The following is a 16707-nucleotide window of genomic DNA, read 5'->3' on the forward strand; positions in this document are numbered from 1 at the left end:
CTGTATTAGAAAAGCTGCGTAGTTTAAATGAAGGAGAGATTGGTGACTGGGATGTATGGCTGCGCAGTCCTGAGGATAATGAATTAGTGAAAGGCCGGTTAAGTACAATAAGAAAAAGTAATGCTGCATAGATTGACTTCCTCCGCATAGGCTGTTGTTGTACGCAGAGATTTGCCGTCTGCAAAATGAATTAACAATAGTCTAAGCAAAGTGCTTGCATTTGTTATTTTTCGCTTACGTGTTAATGCACCTAAACCAGTAGCCTTTGCTTCCCAGTCTTTAGGTAAGAACCTCTTAAGTATTTCCCATTCATCTTGTATTATTTTTGCCTCCATACTGTATATTGTATCATGATATGCCTCTATTTATCTAATATCTTATTTGAGCGCTTATGGGGGCTAAGGGAGAGGGACAAAGAGATAGTGATAGGGGATACTACAAGGGAAAAACTCTACCGGATAAGCCCAGCAACAATAGACAGGCTATTATCCAATGAGAGAAAGAAGTACAATTTGAAGGGCAAATCCCATACTAAACCGGGGACGTTGTTAAAAAGTCAAATACCAGTAAAGACCTTTTCGCAGTGGGATAAAAAGAGACCCGGCTTTACAGAGATAGACCTAGTAGGGCACGAGGGCGGAAACTCGCAAGGAGAGTTTATTCAAACCCTCGATGTAACAGATGTATGCACAGGTTGGACAGATACGCAAGCTGTAAGAAACAAGGCAGAGAAATGGGTATTTGCAGCGTTAAAAGAGATAAGAGGTCGTTTGCCCTTTAATCTTGTTGTAATAGACTCAGATAATGGGAGTGAGTTTATAAACAGCCATCTTCTGAGGTATTGCGAAGAACAGAGAATAACATTTACAAGAGCACGAAGTGGCCGTAAAAACGATAACTGTTTTGTTGAGCAGAAAAATTACTCAGTGGTAAGACGCGCAGTGGGGTATCTTAGATATGACACCGCTAAGGAGCTTGATGTGTTAAATGAGCTTTACGGGTATTTAAGACTCTACACAAACTTCTTTCAACCAGTAATGAAATTGACTGAAAAAACAAGAACAGGATCTAAAATAACTAAAAAGTACGATAAGCCTATAACTCCTTATCAAAGAGTCTTAATGTCACCTCATGTGCCACAAGAGAATAAGGACAGACTCCAAAATCAATATGCCTTACTAAATCCGGCTAAGCTGAAAAGAAATATTATACGCCTACAGGAAAAGCTTCAGGAACTCACTTTCTTGAAGGAAGAAGTCCATAAAAATAAAAATCTGACCAAAAGCAAAAGCTTGACTAATACCAAAGACTCGGGTTCTAATACTAATGCTTACAGATAGATTATACTATGAGGCAATGATTATACTTTCGTATAGATTTTCTATTGAGGCAACACGCACGGTATGAAGGTTTGTCATTCCAATATCAAAAAATAAAAACTTAAATACCGCTCCAGCCAGTCTTCTAAAATACTTTTGATATACAAGCGCTTTACTTTGTTTTTAATAGTACGCTTACTTTTTATCCTGAAAAGCTCTGTACTGGATGTAAGCATCTCTTAGGGACAGGTATGGGTCAACTGCGGATTCTTTCAATGTCTGATAGTCGTCTCTGTTAAGTGACAGGTTGTTAGTATATCTGTAGGCAGTCAATTCTAACGATTTATTAAGGCTGCCTACGTAATTTATTGGCTTTAGATACATATCACCGGCATAGCCAATGGAATCTCTTAAAGACATAGGCCCTAAAAACGGCCAGACTATGTAAAACCCGTGGCCAAAGCCGTAGTAGGCCAGGGTTTGCCCAGTATCTTTATTGTTTCTCTTCAAATTAAAGTCGCTTGAGGCAAAGTCTGCTAAACCTCCTATTCCCATTGTGCTGTTTATACCAAAACGTAATAGTTCCTTGCCAGCATCCTCAAGCTTCAGCTGCAGGAGTGCATTTACAAACCGTACCGGCATAAAGAGATTGTAAAAAAAATTATCCAGCGCATCACGCACGTCCTCGGCAACAACAACGTTATAGATGCCTGTAAAAGGTCTTAAAACAACGGTATAGAGGATGTCATTAAATCCAAACACCACACGGTTTAATGGCTCAAGCGGATCGGCTATTTCTAAATCGGCGGTTTTCTCATCGCCGGCCAGTGGTTTTTCATCAGAATGTACATCGTTTTGCGAAAGCGTATCCGGCTGTTTTGTAGAATTATCACTTACAGTTGCATTATCACTGGCATCTACTGACAAAACAGACGGCTGAGCCTCTGTGTTTGCAGTTATTATTGCGGAATCATTATCTTCAGCTGCGGTTAGTGGAATCGCACAAAAAAACAGCATCACAAATATTAAAACACAGACTCTGCGGCCAAATATGTGCATGCTTTAACCCCTTATCAGTGACATGGAAGTTTACTTACCAGCAATCAAATCGTTATAACATTTAAGATCCCTGATATTTATCAAATCAGTGTCACTTTTAATGTTATTATATTCTTTATAGCCTTTGTCAATACTGCTTTTGAGAAATTCACAGGCCTTCTCTGTCCTCTTAGTTACAGCATATGCACACGCAAGGTTATATAAGACTGAGGGATCGTTGGGGGTTATTTCCAGAGTTTTTTCAAAAACTGGTATTGATTCCTCATAATTTTTATTTTTCAGATATGCAACACCTAAAAGCGGATATGTCATTTTATCATTAGGATTGATTTCTATAGCTTTTTTGAAATCTGCAATTGCATCGGTAAAATTGCCTAAAATGTAGTAGGAAAGCCCTCTGGCAGAATAGGCGTAAGCCATTTTGGGATTTAATTCTATTGCCCTGTTAAAGTCATTTATGGCGACCTCGTTGTTACCAGTCTTTGCTGCTGCTATACCACGGTTGATGTATGCTTCAACGTTTTTAGGGGATAACTCAATAGCCTTATTCATATCCTTTAAGGTCTCCTCAGGTTTACCAAGCTCTCCGTAGGCAGTTCCGCGGCCTAAGTAGGCATCTGCAGTTTTGGGTCTTTTTTCAATCGCAAGACTATAGGCGTTGATTGCCTCCTGATACTGTTTTTGAGCGGTAAAAGTTGCTGCCTTGTTCATCAACTCATTGTAGTCGTTACCTTTTGGAGAAAGGTAAAAGTAAGCAATTACGGCTATTATCACTGCAGATAATATAATTCCTACAGCAGGAATCCCTTTTCCTTCAGTTTGTTCCCCCTTATTCTCTTCCGGGTTCTGAGCTGATAATTCGTCATTTGAATCACTCATTTGGTCTCTCCTTTATATATTGCAATTTCATTTATGTACCGCCACTGCCACGCCACCGCCACACAGTTAAGATACGCTTTGTGCAGCAGAATTGTCAATGGTTTAGTGTGGGTTTATCTACTTCTGATGTTCATGTTTTGCAATAATCATACGGTTTTCCTCAAAACGGTCAAGAAAGTGCATAAAACCGGGAAACTTGCGTATGCGCTTCTCATACAGTTGCAGGAATTTTTGTGCATGAGCGGTGGGTGTGTTCTCGCCATTTTGATTTATAGCAGGCCCTATGGTGATTTTATATGCTTTTTTGGCGCCGGGCTCTATGAAAAGAGGATTAAGGGATGCTCCGGTTTTAAGTGCCAGTGTGGCCGGCCCCAGGGGAATAGAAACCTGTTGCCCCAGGAAATCGAAAACCTCGTGCTTGCCGACATGTTTAGTTGTGCCGCTGCCGTCTCCGGTAATCATGATTATGCCATTTTCTTTGAGCCATTTGAAAGCCGGCCTGAGAAAGGATTCAGCATTAATTATTTCAGCCGGTATCAGACGTTCGTACTTCATCCTCAGCCGGAAAGCTACGTTTTTGCCTGTCCAACTGAGCCCCTCATCAGAGGGAAGCCCGATTTGCTTTAAATGATAACCCATGCGTGAGAGTGCCACAAGCGGCAGATGCACTGGTCCAAAATGCCCGTGAATCAACACAACGCCACGCCCTTTTGCAAGCGCTTCATCAAGATTGTTAAGCCCCTCAAATTCTATAAGTTTATCTATTTCCTTTTTGCCAAACCTTGGAAAAATAAATATCAACAACCTGTCCACGTAGTGGTTTTCATAGTATTGTTTTATAATTTCGTACTTTTCCTCCGTTGAGCACTCTTTAACTTTCGATATATTTTTCATAAGTGCGCAATGGCCGCCACGTGCAAGTGTAAAATGAAGCTGCCCCATTTTTTTCAACGCCTGTATGCCGGCTTCAACTGTGGATTTTTCTATAAACCACCTGAAAGGGTACCAAACAAGAAGCCTTAAAATATCCCTGTATATGCTTTCCTGTGTTACCATAGCCTTGTCACTTACCGGTAAATCTCTTTAACATTCCATCTAATAAACCTTTATACAGCAGATACAATTTTTTTGGGCTTCTGTCAATAAACACTATCCCAATAGTTGAGCGCAAAACCCCTGTAAGCACCGAAACATAAGCCACAAAAAAAGAGAATGTGCCGAGTTTTTTTAAGTACTCAAATATCAGAAACCGGTTTCTAGTGCCGTAGTATATTTCCATCTCCTTAAGACGCACACTTTCTTTTCCCATCACTGTTTTCGGGTCTGCTCTTTTGAGTTTTTTAAGAAAAATCGGCTCCTTAAGCATCAGCACATTGGTATAAAGTGAAGCCATAGCGCCATAGACAAAATCATCACCGATATAGAAAAACCGTGTGTCAGGGAAACCCACCCTTTCAACCACCTCACGGCTTATCAGCATTCCCTCAAAGGTGCCATAGTTTTTACAGGAAAATGCCTCAGCCTGTGAAAACTCCTTGCCTAAGACCGGAGTCATCCTCCCTGTGGTAAGACAAAAGTGGCTGTCATCAGGGAATACTGTGCCATCTGGAAATTTTTTCCCGGGCATTATGCACTTACCGGCATAAGAAAAAGAAAGCTGTGTGCTGAGCGCTACAGGAAGCGGCTCAACATCATCATCCATAAGCCAAAACCACGAATGCGGATTGTCATAGGCTCTCTTTAACCCCTCATGAAAACCTCCGGCGCCTCCCGTGTTGGTGTTCATCCTGATATAGTATAACGTTATGCCGCCAAGGTTTTCCGGCTTATACGTGTAAATTGCAGAATCATTCAGACCCTGTTGCGGGAGCTCCGCTATCAGCCCTGCCTCAAGCAACGCCTCAGGTGTGCCGTCACTTGATGCGTTATCAACAAGATAGATTGCCTCAACCGACACTGTTTGGTTTTTTATCCCGTCAAGGCACTCTAAAAGCAGCGCTTTTCTGTTATAAGTAACCACCACAGCGCACACCGATTGGTACTGCTGATGTGATGCCATGTTATTGACTCTTTCCATATCACATTCCTTTTAATCGCAACAGACCGTTGAAAACACTTTCTATGTATCTGGTCTTTGGGTTTGTATAGTACTTTGGGTAGAGTAGATTATCACCCTCTTTGACAAGACCCTCCCTGCGCGCTATGTCAAATAGTTGTGTGTGCGGCTCTATGCGCATCGAGTTAAATTCAAAATGTACGCGGCTGCCCATCTGTGCTTTTGCTGTAAGGTAAAAACGCATCAATGCTAGAAAACCAGAAAAATCCTGTCCGGGAGGATTTTTAAAAAAGTTGTAACTTACCTCAAAACCATCCATGTGTCTTAGAAGATCAAAAGAGTCAAGGATGTCCCGTTTGGTTATGTTTTTACCAAGGTTTTTTAAAACACTGTCAGAAAAGCCGTCCGGTGACAAAATTATATTTTTACAGCCTGCGTCAAGAGCTAAGTTTACAAAGTCCCGTGTAAGGTTTTTTTCACTAAACCATGCCGACCACTGCACACCGAGCGCTCTTTTGGCTAATTCTCTGCAGATGTCCTCAGCGTGTTTTTGGGGTACATTAAACACCGAGTCAACAAACGTAAAATTTTTTACTCCGTGGACATTAACAAGGTTCTCTATTTCATCAACAACCCTGACCGGATCTTTAAGGCGAAGCTTTTTGCCGTTTAGAAACCCATATATACAGTATATACAGTTAAGGCCACACCCACGCTTTGTTTCCACTCCGATGCTGTCGCGCGTAGTCTTGTATTTATCAACAGACATATCAGCTCTGTCAGGAATGCCTGTATAACTTACATCAACCTGGCCGCCCGGGCCGCTAAATACGACTTCACCGTTTTTTCTATAAAACACCGAGGGCACTTTCTCAGGAGTTGACAGATTTTCCAAAAGCAGTGGAAATGTCCTCTCTCCTTCAAGAAACACACCCAAATCAATATCCCTTTGATCCTCCATTATTTCCCGCGCAAACATGGAAAACCCGGAGCCGCCAATGATTATTTTCCCCTGAGAGTGGGCTTTAATGGTTTTCACTGTCTCGGCAAGGTGTTCATAGTAAAAAACAACATTGCGCTTGTTTGTTGAATCAATATTTCTCAGAGAAATGCCGATAATGTCCGGCCTTACTGCTTTGATGTGTTCTCTAAGCGCTTTAAAAGGCTCTTTGTGGAGGTTAAGGTCAATGACACTGGCCTCATGTCCGGTAATGGCTGATTTCAGGCAGCTTAGCCCCAAAGGAAAGACGATTTGCTCGGTACCTCCCAGATAAGACTGCACAAGGAGAATTTTTATGGCTTTCCCTCAGCAATCTGTCTGACCAACTGTTTAGTCCTCTGTAGTATATGATAGACGTTTTTTACAATGGGCTTTGACCTGTCGCTCATCATCATTTTAACGATTTTGGGTTTTATTAGTAATCTAAGCAACGAACCGGGCAGTTTTCCGTCTTTTGACAGTGATATTAGTAAGTTAAAGTAGTTAGGGTCCCTCATGGTATATGTTTTAGAGTAAATGTCACGTTTTTCGTCTGTTATATAGCCATCCTCTTTAGCTTTCTGGTAGAGTTTTGTTTCCGGGTAAAGGACCAGCGAGAATGGCTGCAAATGAAACGGTTTTGGAATTTTGGATACAAACTCAAGGCTTTCTATTTTATCCTCATCGGTTTCGTATGGGACGTCAAGGATGAAATCGTAAGAGGGTGGACTCATTCTGTCTTTGTACTTATTGATGATTTTAATGGCTGCCATCATTCTTTCGTTAGACATCGCTTTTCTGTTAAAAATCTCCTGGATTTTAGCGCTTCCGCTCTCTATTCCCATCTGTACGTACATAAGGCCTGCGTCAACGAGGAGTTCCATTTTCTCTTCTGTTATCGTAAGCGGACTTGCCAGACAGGTAAATGGCAGCCCTATCTGTTCTTTATAGCTTTTACAAAACTCAGCGATATTCTTTAGCCCCCTGCCAAAGAACGAGTCATCAGATATCCATACATAGCCGATGTAGGGCATATTTTCTTTGACCCACAGGAGCTCGTTAATCACGTGTTCAGTTGAACGCCATCTCAAATAACCTTTACCGCTATAGAGGTCTTTAATCGTGTCATTGATACAGTATGTGCACTTATGAGGACAGCCGCGCCCTGTCATAGTTTGATAGCCGATTTTTTTAAGATAGGTTGAAACAGTACCCTTTTCAAGAAACTCTTTCATCAGCTCATTGGTCAGCGGTTGGATGTGGCCATCAAATAAAACATAATGGTCTGTAAAACTGTAGTCGGGGCGTGGATATTTATCAAGATTTTTATCAAGTATACCAACAGGATTTTTTATAACGGCTCCGTTTCTGAGGCACCAGAGGCCCGGAGTATCAGCCTGGTCAATTCCTGCATTTAGTTTATCGGCAAAGGTAACGGCAACGTCCTCGCCCTCACCAACACACACATAATCGGCAAACTCCAGCGATTCCTCAGGCCTTATTGTGGGGTGAACGCCTCCCCAGATAACAGGCACTTTAAGAGATTTTTTAAGATTACGGGTTATCTGTACCGCTCCGTCAAAAAAGTTTGTCATAAGAGTGACGCCTATGAAATCAGAATCCTTACAGAGTTCCACAAGCTCATCCATCACAAACTGCCCGTACCTGTCCTTGCCATGGATGATGTTATCGCCGTAGGGGTCAGGCAGAAATACTATATGAGATTCATAACCTTTCTCTTTCAGACAAGCTGAAATTGTCCGCAAACCAAAAACGGTTATGTCCGGATACGGGGAAATAAGCGTTATTTTCATTTTATCTAAGCAACTCCTAGTTTTTTGCTTTTAACTCCAAACATTATGATAACATAATTAGTATAAAAGAAAGAAATTTATCCCAAATCCGTGCAAGTAATGGTGAGGCATTACGTTTTGATTACAGCACCAGCACTGTGCAAAATTCTGCATATATGAAAATTATTGCACATTTATTGTGCAAATTTTTTCATACTTGTCACAAAAAACAAATAGTCAGTCCTTAGTTTTCATAAAATACAGTTCCATAAAAACTATTGATATTGAAAACTTATGTTAAATCCCGGTAATTACAGTTTCCCCAAAAAGTTTAACTTCTAAATTGGTACACTAATTGCAATATGCAAAGATTGAACACTATCCGTTTTGGAGACGGAGCGGTGTGGCATGTTAGGCACTTAAAATGGAGATGAAGTGTTGGGCGTTTAGCTTTTAGAAGAGGATTTGAGGCGATATAGAGAGACAGCGGTGTGGGCGCATCCTGGGGAGGAGGCGTCCACTACCCACTGTCTCTTATGTTTTATATAGTGTTCACCATAAATTCACGTAAGTCCTTAATGCTAAAACTTAACCGTAACACCTAATTCTACTGAATCCTCTGATAATGAGGACTCAAAAGATACGGCAGTACCCATCATATTAGTGCCGTTTTCTGTTATAGTATTTTTAAATGCGTGCATGTAACCGGCATTTATTCCAACGTTGTCGTTTATTGTGTATTGAATGCCTCCGGTCAGATGATGTTCGACAATGCCTGGAAAACCGGTAATCCTGAATGACTCATAGTAATACGTAGGCATGGTTTTTCCCTGAATGGTTGTCATGCTGGTACTTGAACCGTTAAAATTACTGTGGTTATTAACAGGATTCTTACCATAGTTGTATCCTGCTCTCAGAGCTAATTGCTTAATTGGTTTATACTGTAAGCCAACACCCAGTACCAACTGGTTGCTCCAGTCAAAGTCCTTGAAACCATCTGCGTTTGCCCAGTTTACCCATTTAAGATCGGCCTCAAGCAGCAGTTTGTCCTTAACCGGTGATACCGCTATACCAAAGCCAATCTCTTGCGGCTGCGAAAGCTTAAGATCATCTTTTACACCATCACCGTCAAGATCTGTTACACTTTTGTAAGTTATCGGTATCGGTGTAGCATAAGTTAACCCTAAAGATACACTATCCACAGGCTTATAAAGCAAGCCTATTCTTCCGCCTAAACCAAATTCATCTACTTTACCGCTGCCTAAGTCCAGTATCGAATAATTCACTCTGGCAGCTATGCCTAAAGAGAACTGATCGTCAAACTTGTACCTTACGAAAGGTGCTATCTGCATAGTGCTAATGTTGGTATATGTACCCGACTGTAGTGGATACACTATGCTTCCGGCAGGACGATGATACATGGCTGAGAAATCGTAATATCTTGAATTATCCACATTAGTGCCACCATAGTCCACGCCCAGTCCACTGACTCCATAAGCCGCAAGCCCAAACTTCAACTGCGTAGAAACAGGAATCGTAACCGCAAAAGAAGGTATAGGATAGACCTTACTTGCACTGTCTGCGTTATAAGAAGCGCTGCCAACCGTAACCTTATTGGTTACAGTGGGTATAAATAGCGTTCCCATCAAATCAAGTGTAACCTTTCCGCAGTCCCCTACTGCCGCAGGGTTGCCAGAGATAGCGCCAACAGCATCCTGAGGAGCCGCAATGCCTGTTCCACCCATCTCTCTCGAACCGCTGCCTACGCCTATCAGATTATCACCGTTTGTGGCATAGGACAGTGTTGAAACACTAAAAACCATAAGTGCCAACATAATTAACATCCTAAAAATTTTTTTTCTCATAGGAACCTCCCATTTTCTTCTCCTTTCCATAAAGGAGTGCTGAAAAAAACCCATAGCTTAGCCCTTATACTTCTTAAGTTCTTAATTAAGAAGCCAGATCATTTTGGTAATATGCCTTAATGGCATCTGCCTCTTTAATCAGGTTATTGATTCCGGACTGGTACGTTTTCTTAAAGAATTCCAGAACTTCAGGGTATTCTTTCACAATTTCCGTAACAAGTGGCCTCTTTAACTCATAAATGGATGTATCCTCGGCGGCAATTACAGTAGCAGTGCGGGTTTTTTTAGTGAAAAAAGCAAATTCACCAAATATTTCTCCCTTACCTATTTCAATGACCTTACTCTCATCCTCTCCACCTTCAGGCATCACTCCGAGAGGATAAACCTTAACTGAGCCACTTCTGACCACGTATATAGAGTCTGACTTATCCCCATACTTTACAATTATCTGGTCTTGCTTAAAGTTTAACTGCTTAGCCTTATCGAGTTTCCTCTTAAGCAAATCATTAAATAAGGCAAGGAAATTTCCGTGGTAATCCTGTTCATCAACAACCTCAAGCTCAGTGTGTATTGCAGCAGGTATTATTATGGTTTGCACTTTATCCAAAACATCAGAAAGCAACTTTATGTTTTTAACCTTAGGATTATTCAACACTTTATTGGTAAACGCTTCTGTGGCAACTGCAGTAAAATCTTTAAAAAACAGACTGTACAATCTCAGATACAAAAGTGCGGCATCTCCCTTTCGATTTGCTGCGTAGAGGGCTTTCACTTTATCAAGGCCAACTTCTACCCCGGACCTGGATTTAAGAGAGAAACTTGCCTCCACCACCTGTCTGGACTCGCCTGTCCCCGAATCAGCACTCATAATCATAGAACTATCCGAATAGTTGCTCTCATCAGGCATAACTGTTCCCAAAAGTGTCCCAAAAGCACAGGCCTGAACCATACTCTGTTCTTTTTGCAGAGACTCCAGCATGGAATCAAGCCGTGAAACATAATACTCTCTAAGCAGAGAGCGCAGATTAGGCTTAACACTCATCGCTTTTTGGAGCGATTTACCGGTTATCACCATAACCTCCACATCGGTTTCGGCAATGGCGCTTACTGCCATGGGCTTTGCTGAAAACAACGCCGACTCGCCAAAAAAATCTCCGACTGAAAGAGAAGAAAGTGTCTTAGAGCTTCCGGAAATCATAGAGGTTATCAGATGATTCAGCAATACGGGCGGCATAGGAATCAGAGGGCCCTTTGCTTTAACCTTCTTTTTGGATATACGCACCGTGCCACTTACTATTATAAACATAGAATCGTCACGGTCGCCCTCTTTGCTTATTACATCCTTAGCGTTGAATTTGACAAGCGATATGTCATCAAACATCCTGAGAGCGTTTTTATCCAGCAATTCCTGAAAAAACCGTGGAACGTTTTTATCTATAAATACCAAATCCATGATAAGCATAAACGTCTCATATGCCTCATCCACATCCGCAGCTTTTATCTCCTCGTACAAACGTCTCATTAAATAACTAAAATTACTTTTGTCCATCAGAAAACCTCCCGTACTGTGGTATTTAATTCAAATGACTTGTTATAATAACATTTTAAGTAAATATAAAAAAACAGGGGGTATAATGGCCGTGGAGGTAAAAGCTGATAAAAATAACGGGTTGGATGTGGTTTCTATAATTGGCCGTATGGACGCATCGAATACATCCGTTTTCGACGAGAAGATGAAAGAGGTATTAAGCCAAAATCCCGGCAAAGTAGTGGTTTCTCTTAAAGAGCTTGAGTACGTAAGCAGTGCAGGGTTAAGGAGTTTTATTGCCGTTGCAAAAGAGATTAAAAAGTGTGAAGGCAAACTTGCCTTTATTGAGCCCACTGAGCAGGTTTTAAAGGTGCTGAAAATGTCCGGCATGACTACTGTGCTGAAAATTTGCAGCTCTATGGATGAAGCAGTGAGAGAGTTGTAACACTGGTGGCAATAATGACTGAAATAAAGCTGCCGGCTAAGATGGAAAACCTCCATGAGATTATGGAACAGATAGCCGGGGCAGCAAGGGAGTTTGGCATAGTTGATGATAAGATTGGAGACATTGAGCTTGCCTGTGAAGAGATTGTGGTTAACGTCATAAACTATGCGTATGAGGAGCAGGATGGTGATATTTCAGTAATTTGTACGTCTGAGGAGGGTAGCAAATTTGTCATTGAAATAATTGATTCCGGCATTCCTTTCAATGCCCTTGAGGCAGAGGACCCTGACATTGATGTGCCACTTATGGAAAGAAAAATAGGCGGCCTCGGCATTTTCTTTGTAAAACAACTTGTTGATGAGGTTAACTATCAAAGAGTTGACGGCAGCAAAAATGTTCTCACTCTGATAGTTTATAAAACGTAAATCTGTTCATTTTTTTTTGCGAACGGAGCTTCTGATGAACTCATTGGAGTGTTTTGTTTTGAATCATATTTTCACGGCGGGAGTTATTGTTTATCCCTTTAGCATTGTAAACTAATATTGCTGTACAGTGCACATTTTTACTGACAGAGTATTCATTCTAAAAAAATATTAATACTGAGTTGCGGTCAAAGAAAAAATTAAGTTACAGAAAAATGAGGAGATTGCTACGCTGCGCTCGCAATGACGGCGTGGGTAGTGCCTTTCTATCCGTCATTACGAGGAGCGGTAGCGACGTCGTAATCTCCTCCTTTATTATTCTTACAATGGAACTATGTATAAGCCCTCAATCGGTCAGCAGATAAAGTTTGTTGTCATGAATAACAGTAATTTTATCACAATATAAACCCGATACCCTAATCAGTTTTTTGATATTTGTCAAGCTCCGTTCTCACTTCATATGGTAAAGTTCTCTGCCCCATAGTCACATTTATACCAAAATAATTCGATGGAAATATTGTCTGTTCACCATTAGAGTCATACCATTTATATTCATAACGATGTACCTGGACATACGAAATTTCAGCCGTTTTATGATTATAGAAACAATCACCTATTGTTAATAAAGTAGCGTTTGAAATGCTAAGTGTTTCGTCAACCGGAGTTACTTTATAAGTGAAATTAAAAGAAATGAATAATATTTCACTGTTTTCAGTGACAAATGTTTCAAATACATGGTTCTCTAGTGTAGATAAGATAAACTCTATATCTTTATTTGCTTTAACTATATTCAGATCACCTCTAATCTTAGAATCTATTTCTTTATTTATTTTATCTCTCATTATTGGATAATCTATAGGAGGTAATAATTTTTTTAATTCTGGAAGGCATGAGTCTATATTTTCATGAATAATGACGTTTTTACCTTCTTTCAAATTATCTTTCAGGGATTTATGTAAACCCTCTTTATATGAACGGCTTTTATAAAATGCTTTATCGCTTGTTATAAAATGAACGTCGTTTTCCTCTGATATACATAGTATTGCCTCCCATATTGCTGAATCCTTATATTGTTGGTTCTCTTTACCGTTGGGAGGCGTTTCATCTACAACTCGCCTGAGAGCGTTTTTTGCGTGAGAGATCGTAAATGGAATTCTATATAACAGTTGCTTTTGTTCTAGAACGCTAAATTGTTTATCTACTGATTTCTTAAAATCATCCTCAGTTGGTAATGATAGTTCAGGGATACTACCTGTAATCATTTGAATATACCTCATATTTTCCCTTATCTCTTCTATCTTTTCTGCTCCGTATTTAACTATATTCTTTTCGATTTCATATTCAATAACCTCAGGCAGTCCTATTTTAGCTCCAATAATTCTCGATAAATGATATTTTAGAGTGCATCCGCTGTTACTCATTAACATTTTATCACTAAACCAAATATTAGTATCAATTACTACACAAATATTTTTATTGATTTTATCTTGAACTTGGTTATCCATTGGATTTGTTTTACTGCGCAAACAGTATCTTTTCTTTAAGTGCTGCAACAGGGGCAAAAGTCATGCGGTGGATTTCGCACGGGCCGTGCTCCTTGATATTAGCCATGTGCTCTTTTGTTCCATAGCCCTTATGCCGTATAAAGCCATACTGTGGATATGTCTTATGATAGCCTCTCATAATTGAATCTCTCACGACCTTTGCAACTACCGAGGCTGAGGCAATTGAAGCGCTCTTTTCATCACCTTTTATGATTGATACCTGTTTAATGTCAATGTCTTTAAGCTTTACTGCATCTATTAAAAGCAACTGCGGCCTTACCGGGACATCCGCAACCGCTCTTTTCATAGCCGCACGCGTGGCATTTAATATGTTTACGCTGTCAATCTCCTCGTTTGTTGCCATGCCTACTCCAATACCAACCGCCTTGTTGTAAAGCAATTCCTTAAATATCCGATTTCTGGCAGCTTCGGTCAGCTTTTTGGAGTCGTTTAAGCCATCAATATAAAAATCAGAGGGCAATATCACACAGGCTGCAACAACAGGGCCCGCAAGCGGCCCCCGCCCCGCTTCATCTATCCCGCCTATCAGGGTATGTCCCTTTATAATATATTCCCTGTCGAAGTTAAACAGGCTTAACATCAACTCGCTTTATGCTGCTGATCCCGTCCCTTTTCCTTGATTTTTGCGTCTTTGCCTTTCTTTGATCTTAGATAGTAGAGCTTTGCTTGTCTTACGTCTCCTCGTCTCATGACCTCGATTAGTTTTACTATAGGTGAATGCAGTGGAAATATCCTCTCCACGCCGACTCCAAACGATACCTTGCGCACCGTGAAGGTCTCCCTCACGCCGCCACCATGCCGCGCTATCACAACCCCCTCATATGGCTGCACCCGCTCCTTGTCACCCTCCACCACTCGCACATGCACTCTGACCGTGTCCCCTATATTGAAAACAGGTATGTCACCTTTTTTGTGCGTCTCCTCAAGTGCCGATAAAAAATTCATCTGTGTATCTCCTCCTTAAGTTGTTCTATAATCTCTCTGTCTGCTTCTGTTAATTCAGCATAATTTACCATATCTGGTTTATGTAAAAGGGTCTTTCTTAACGATTCCCTCTGCCGCCAATTCTGGATAAGCCTGTGATTACCGCCAATTAACACCTCAGGCACTTTCATTCCCATAAACTCTGCAGGCCGTGTATAGTGTGGGTAGTCAAGGAGCCCGCTTGTAAAGGATTCCTCCTCCTTTGAGCGCTCATCACCCAACACCCCCGGTAACAGCCTGCACACAGCGTCTATTATAACCAATGCGGCTAACTCCCCGCCAGTCAGTACATAGTCGCCAATGGACATTTCCTCATCAACAAACTCCACCACACGCTCATCCACGCCCTCATACCGCCCGCAAATCAAAGTCAGAGTTTTTCCTGAAGCGGATAACTCCTCTGCCACACTTTGTGTAAAAACTCTCCCTCCCGGTGACAAAAGCACTACATGGCCTTGCGTTGCCTCACCATGTGCAGCCTCTGCCCTGAGACTCATCAGAGCGTCATATATGGGCTGCACTTTTAGTACCATTCCAGGACCTCCGCCAAACGGATAATCATCCACACACAGATGCTTATCCGTTGTAAAATCCCGTATGTTAACCGCTTTCACCTCTGCCCTGTCAGCAGCTATTGCCCGTTTTATTATACTTTCCCCTGCATAATACTCTATGAGGCCGGGAAAAATTGTCAGCACATTAAACCTCATCTCTGAAGCAATCCCTCCATTACCTCTATCGTAATGGTTCCTTTTGTCAGATTTATTTCCTTTATCACGTCCGCTATTGCAGGAATTAAATGTTCCTTACCATTACCCTCTACCACATACACATCATTGGATTTAACATCTAAAATATCTGCCACTGTGCCCACATGCTCTCCGGTTGTTGAGATAACCTCAAGGCCGATTATTTCGTGGTGATAGTAGTGTCCCTCAGAAAGTACCGGCAATTTATTTTCATCAATTTTAATCAGAGCTCCGGCAAATTCACGCGCACGCTCCGGCGTCTCTATACCTGCTAGCTGTACTATAACGCCGTTGGTTCCATCCCTTATGGACTCCACACGGATTGGCTCAACGGAACCGGCTCTTTCAATAAAAAATGTCTCCATATCAGAAAATGCCAGATCCAATACTGCCTTCATCTCTCCTTTAAGTCCATGAGGCTTTAACAGCCTCCCAACCTCTACATATGCCACACACATTACCCCTTTTAAAACCAACGGGCAGCGCTCAAACACTATTCAGGGCTGCCCGTCAGAAACACGTTTATTGAGACGCTTTATTATTCGAGAATTTCCAGTACGGAACGTTTACCTATTTTAGTTCCGGAGGCTGAGAGTATTGTCCTCATTGCACGGGCTGTTTTCCCCTGCTTGCCAATTACCTTACCCAGATCGCTTGCAGCCACTCTTAATTCAAAAACTGTTGTCTTTTCGCCGTCAACCTCTTTAACAGAGACCTCCTCAGGCTTATCCACAAGTGCTCTTGCCATAACCTCAACTAGTTCTTTCATCATACTATGTCCACCTCCAAAATGTATCAGGCTGTTTGCAGTTGTACACCAGCCTTCTGTAATAGCTTTTTAACGATATCGGTAGGCTGAGCGCCATTCCCAAGCCATTTCTTAATGCTCTCCACATCCAGGGTCACTGCAGAGGGCTCCTTAAGAGGGTCATAATTTCCCACTATCTCTAAAAACCGCCCATCACGCCGTGTTTTGCTGTCTGTCACCACAATCCTGTAAAATGGCCTCTTATGTGCTCCCATTCTCGTCAAACGTATCTTTACCAATGCTGTACCTCCATTTT

The 16707-nt window shown here is 41.4% G+C and carries 19 protein-coding genes; 3 read left to right on the forward strand and 16 right to left on the reverse strand.

The annotated features are described in order from the left end of the window. Window positions 1-98: 98 nt before the first annotated feature. The gene (locus HQK88_13935) at window positions 99-335 is read right to left on the reverse strand and encodes a hypothetical protein (protein MBF0617902.1); all 237 of its coding nucleotides are present in this window, start codon (window positions 333-335) and stop codon (window positions 99-101) included. Between the two features lie 87 nt (window positions 336-422). Here HQK88_13935 and HQK88_13940 point away from each other — a divergent pair, with 87 nt between their 5' ends. Further along, entirely contained in the window at window positions 423-1340 is a 918-nt protein-coding gene (locus tag HQK88_13940) for a DDE-type integrase/transposase/recombinase (protein ID MBF0617903.1), read from the forward strand. 174 nt (window positions 1341-1514) lie between these two features. Here the strand turns inward: HQK88_13940 and HQK88_13945 are convergent, their stop codons facing one another. From HQK88_13945 to HQK88_13980, 8 genes are all read right to left on the reverse strand, one after another. After that, window positions 1515-2378 (reverse strand): VacJ family lipoprotein, encoded by an 864-nt coding sequence (locus HQK88_13945; GenBank protein MBF0617904.1) that lies wholly within the window; start codon window positions 2376-2378, stop codon window positions 1515-1517. Window positions 2379-2408: 30 nt separating this feature from the next. Further along, on the reverse strand, window positions 2409-3257 hold the full coding sequence (locus tag HQK88_13950) for a tetratricopeptide repeat protein (protein ID MBF0617905.1): 849 nt from the start codon (window positions 3255-3257) through the stop codon (window positions 2409-2411). A gap of 117 nt (window positions 3258-3374) precedes the next feature. Further along, the gene (locus HQK88_13955) at window positions 3375-4313 is read right to left on the reverse strand and encodes a lysophospholipid acyltransferase family protein (GenBank protein MBF0617906.1); all 939 of its coding nucleotides are present in this window, start codon (window positions 4311-4313) and stop codon (window positions 3375-3377) included. 7 nt (window positions 4314-4320) lie between these two features. Beyond that, window positions 4321-5334 carry a glycosyltransferase family 2 protein gene (locus tag HQK88_13960; GenBank protein MBF0617907.1) on the reverse strand — a complete coding sequence of 338 codons (1014 nt, stop codon included), beginning with the start codon at window positions 5332-5334 and terminating at the stop codon, window positions 4321-4323. Window position 5335: 1 nt separating this feature from the next. Continuing rightward, window positions 5336-6595 carry a cobalamin-dependent protein gene (locus HQK88_13965; protein MBF0617908.1) on the reverse strand — a complete coding sequence of 420 codons (1260 nt, stop codon included), beginning with the start codon at window positions 6593-6595 and terminating at the stop codon, window positions 5336-5338. Between the two features lie 11 nt (window positions 6596-6606). Then, the gene (locus HQK88_13970; GenBank protein ID MBF0617909.1) at window positions 6607-8106 is read right to left on the reverse strand and encodes a B12-binding domain-containing radical SAM protein; all 1500 of its coding nucleotides are present in this window, start codon (window positions 8104-8106) and stop codon (window positions 6607-6609) included. Between the two features lie 560 nt (window positions 8107-8666). Further along, window positions 8667-9950 carry a TonB-dependent receptor gene (locus tag HQK88_13975; GenBank protein ID MBF0617910.1) on the reverse strand — a complete coding sequence of 428 codons (1284 nt, stop codon included), beginning with the start codon at window positions 9948-9950 and terminating at the stop codon, window positions 8667-8669. 85 nt (window positions 9951-10035) lie between these two features. After that, window positions 10036-11499: a cyclic nucleotide-binding domain-containing protein gene (locus HQK88_13980; protein ID MBF0617911.1), complete on the reverse strand. Its 1464-nt coding sequence runs from the start codon at window positions 11497-11499 to the stop codon at window positions 10036-10038. An 85-nt stretch (window positions 11500-11584) separates the two neighbouring features. Between HQK88_13980 and HQK88_13985 the strand changes: the two genes are divergently transcribed. Both HQK88_13985 and HQK88_13990 read left to right on the forward strand, forming a co-directional pair. After that, window positions 11585-11923: an STAS domain-containing protein gene (locus HQK88_13985; protein ID MBF0617912.1), complete on the forward strand. Its 339-nt coding sequence runs from the start codon at window positions 11585-11587 to the stop codon at window positions 11921-11923. 14 nt (window positions 11924-11937) lie between these two features. After that, on the forward strand, window positions 11938-12348 hold the full coding sequence (locus HQK88_13990) for an ATP-binding protein (protein MBF0617913.1): 411 nt from the start codon (window positions 11938-11940) through the stop codon (window positions 12346-12348). A gap of 413 nt (window positions 12349-12761) precedes the next feature. On the opposite strand, the gene HQK88_13995 is transcribed toward HQK88_13990, so the two are convergent. From HQK88_13995 to rpsP, 7 genes are all read right to left on the reverse strand, one after another. After that, complete coding sequence (locus tag HQK88_13995) at window positions 12762-13850, reverse strand: DUF4935 domain-containing protein (protein MBF0617914.1); 1089 nt, start codon at window positions 13848-13850, stop codon at window positions 12762-12764. Between the two features lie 10 nt (window positions 13851-13860). Beyond that, entirely contained in the window at window positions 13861-14490 is a 630-nt protein-coding gene (locus HQK88_14000) for a ribonuclease HII (GenBank protein MBF0617915.1), read from the reverse strand. Next, window positions 14490-14855: a 50S ribosomal protein L19 gene (rplS, locus tag HQK88_14005; GenBank protein MBF0617916.1), complete on the reverse strand. Its 366-nt coding sequence runs from the start codon at window positions 14853-14855 to the stop codon at window positions 14490-14492. The genes HQK88_14000 and rplS overlap by 1 nt, the downstream gene beginning before the upstream one ends. Next, window positions 14852-15604, reverse strand: a complete 753-nt coding sequence (gene trmD / locus HQK88_14010; GenBank protein ID MBF0617917.1) for a tRNA (guanosine(37)-N1)-methyltransferase TrmD — start codon at window positions 15602-15604, stop codon at window positions 14852-14854. The genes rplS and trmD overlap by 4 nt, the downstream gene beginning before the upstream one ends. Further along, window positions 15601-16095 carry a 16S rRNA processing protein RimM gene (rimM, locus tag HQK88_14015; GenBank protein MBF0617918.1) on the reverse strand — a complete coding sequence of 165 codons (495 nt, stop codon included), beginning with the start codon at window positions 16093-16095 and terminating at the stop codon, window positions 15601-15603. The genes trmD and rimM overlap by 4 nt, the downstream gene beginning before the upstream one ends. Window positions 16096-16181: 86 nt before the next feature. Then, on the reverse strand, window positions 16182-16415 hold the full coding sequence (locus HQK88_14020) for a KH domain-containing protein (protein ID MBF0617919.1): 234 nt from the start codon (window positions 16413-16415) through the stop codon (window positions 16182-16184). 23 nt (window positions 16416-16438) lie between these two features. Beyond that, window positions 16439-16690 (reverse strand): 30S ribosomal protein S16, encoded by a 252-nt coding sequence (gene rpsP, locus HQK88_14025; GenBank protein ID MBF0617920.1) that lies wholly within the window; start codon window positions 16688-16690, stop codon window positions 16439-16441. Window positions 16691-16707 lie beyond the last annotated feature (17 nt).

Source organism: Nitrospirota bacterium, assembly GCA_015233895.1.
Classification (GTDB): domain Bacteria; phylum Nitrospirota; class Thermodesulfovibrionia; order Thermodesulfovibrionales; family Magnetobacteriaceae; genus Magnetomonas.

What these genes read in the sequence shown, in the direction of transcription:
- rplS (MBF0617916.1), bottom strand. Translation starts at nt 14,855, where the DNA reads ATGAATTTTTTATCGGCACTTGAGGAGACGCACAAAAAAGGTGACATA.
- HQK88_13955 (MBF0617906.1), bottom strand. Translation starts at nt 4,313, where the DNA reads ATGGTAACACAGGAAAGCATATACAGGGATATTTTAAGGCTTCTTGTT.
- trmD (MBF0617917.1), bottom strand. Translation starts at nt 15,604, where the DNA reads ATGAGGTTTAATGTGCTGACAATTTTTCCCGGCCTCATAGAGTATTAT.
- HQK88_13990 (MBF0617913.1), top strand. Translation starts at nt 11,938, where the DNA reads ATGACTGAAATAAAGCTGCCGGCTAAGATGGAAAACCTCCATGAGATT.
- HQK88_13970 (MBF0617909.1), bottom strand. Translation starts at nt 8,106, where the DNA reads ATGAAAATAACGCTTATTTCCCCGTATCCGGACATAACCGTTTTTGGT.
- HQK88_13975 (MBF0617910.1), bottom strand. Translation starts at nt 9,950, where the DNA reads ATGAGAAAAAAAATTTTTAGGATGTTAATTATGTTGGCACTTATGGTT.
- HQK88_13960 (MBF0617907.1), bottom strand. Translation starts at nt 5,334, where the DNA reads ATGGAAAGAGTCAATAACATGGCATCACATCAGCAGTACCAATCGGTG.
- HQK88_14000 (MBF0617915.1), bottom strand. Translation starts at nt 14,490, where the DNA reads ATGTTAAGCCTGTTTAACTTCGACAGGGAATATATTATAAAGGGACAT.
- HQK88_13950 (MBF0617905.1), bottom strand. Translation starts at nt 3,257, where the DNA reads ATGAGTGATTCAAATGACGAATTATCAGCTCAGAACCCGGAAGAGAAT.
- HQK88_13945 (MBF0617904.1), bottom strand. Translation starts at nt 2,378, where the DNA reads ATGCACATATTTGGCCGCAGAGTCTGTGTTTTAATATTTGTGATGCTG.
- HQK88_14020 (MBF0617919.1), bottom strand. Translation starts at nt 16,415, where the DNA reads ATGATGAAAGAACTAGTTGAGGTTATGGCAAGAGCACTTGTGGATAAG.
- HQK88_13980 (MBF0617911.1), bottom strand. Translation starts at nt 11,499, where the DNA reads ATGGACAAAAGTAATTTTAGTTATTTAATGAGACGTTTGTACGAGGAG.
- HQK88_13985 (MBF0617912.1), top strand. Translation starts at nt 11,585, where the DNA reads ATGGCCGTGGAGGTAAAAGCTGATAAAAATAACGGGTTGGATGTGGTT.
- HQK88_13995 (MBF0617914.1), bottom strand. Translation starts at nt 13,850, where the DNA reads ATGGATAACCAAGTTCAAGATAAAATCAATAAAAATATTTGTGTAGTA.
- HQK88_13935 (MBF0617902.1), bottom strand. Translation starts at nt 335, where the DNA reads ATGGAGGCAAAAATAATACAAGATGAATGGGAAATACTTAAGAGGTTC.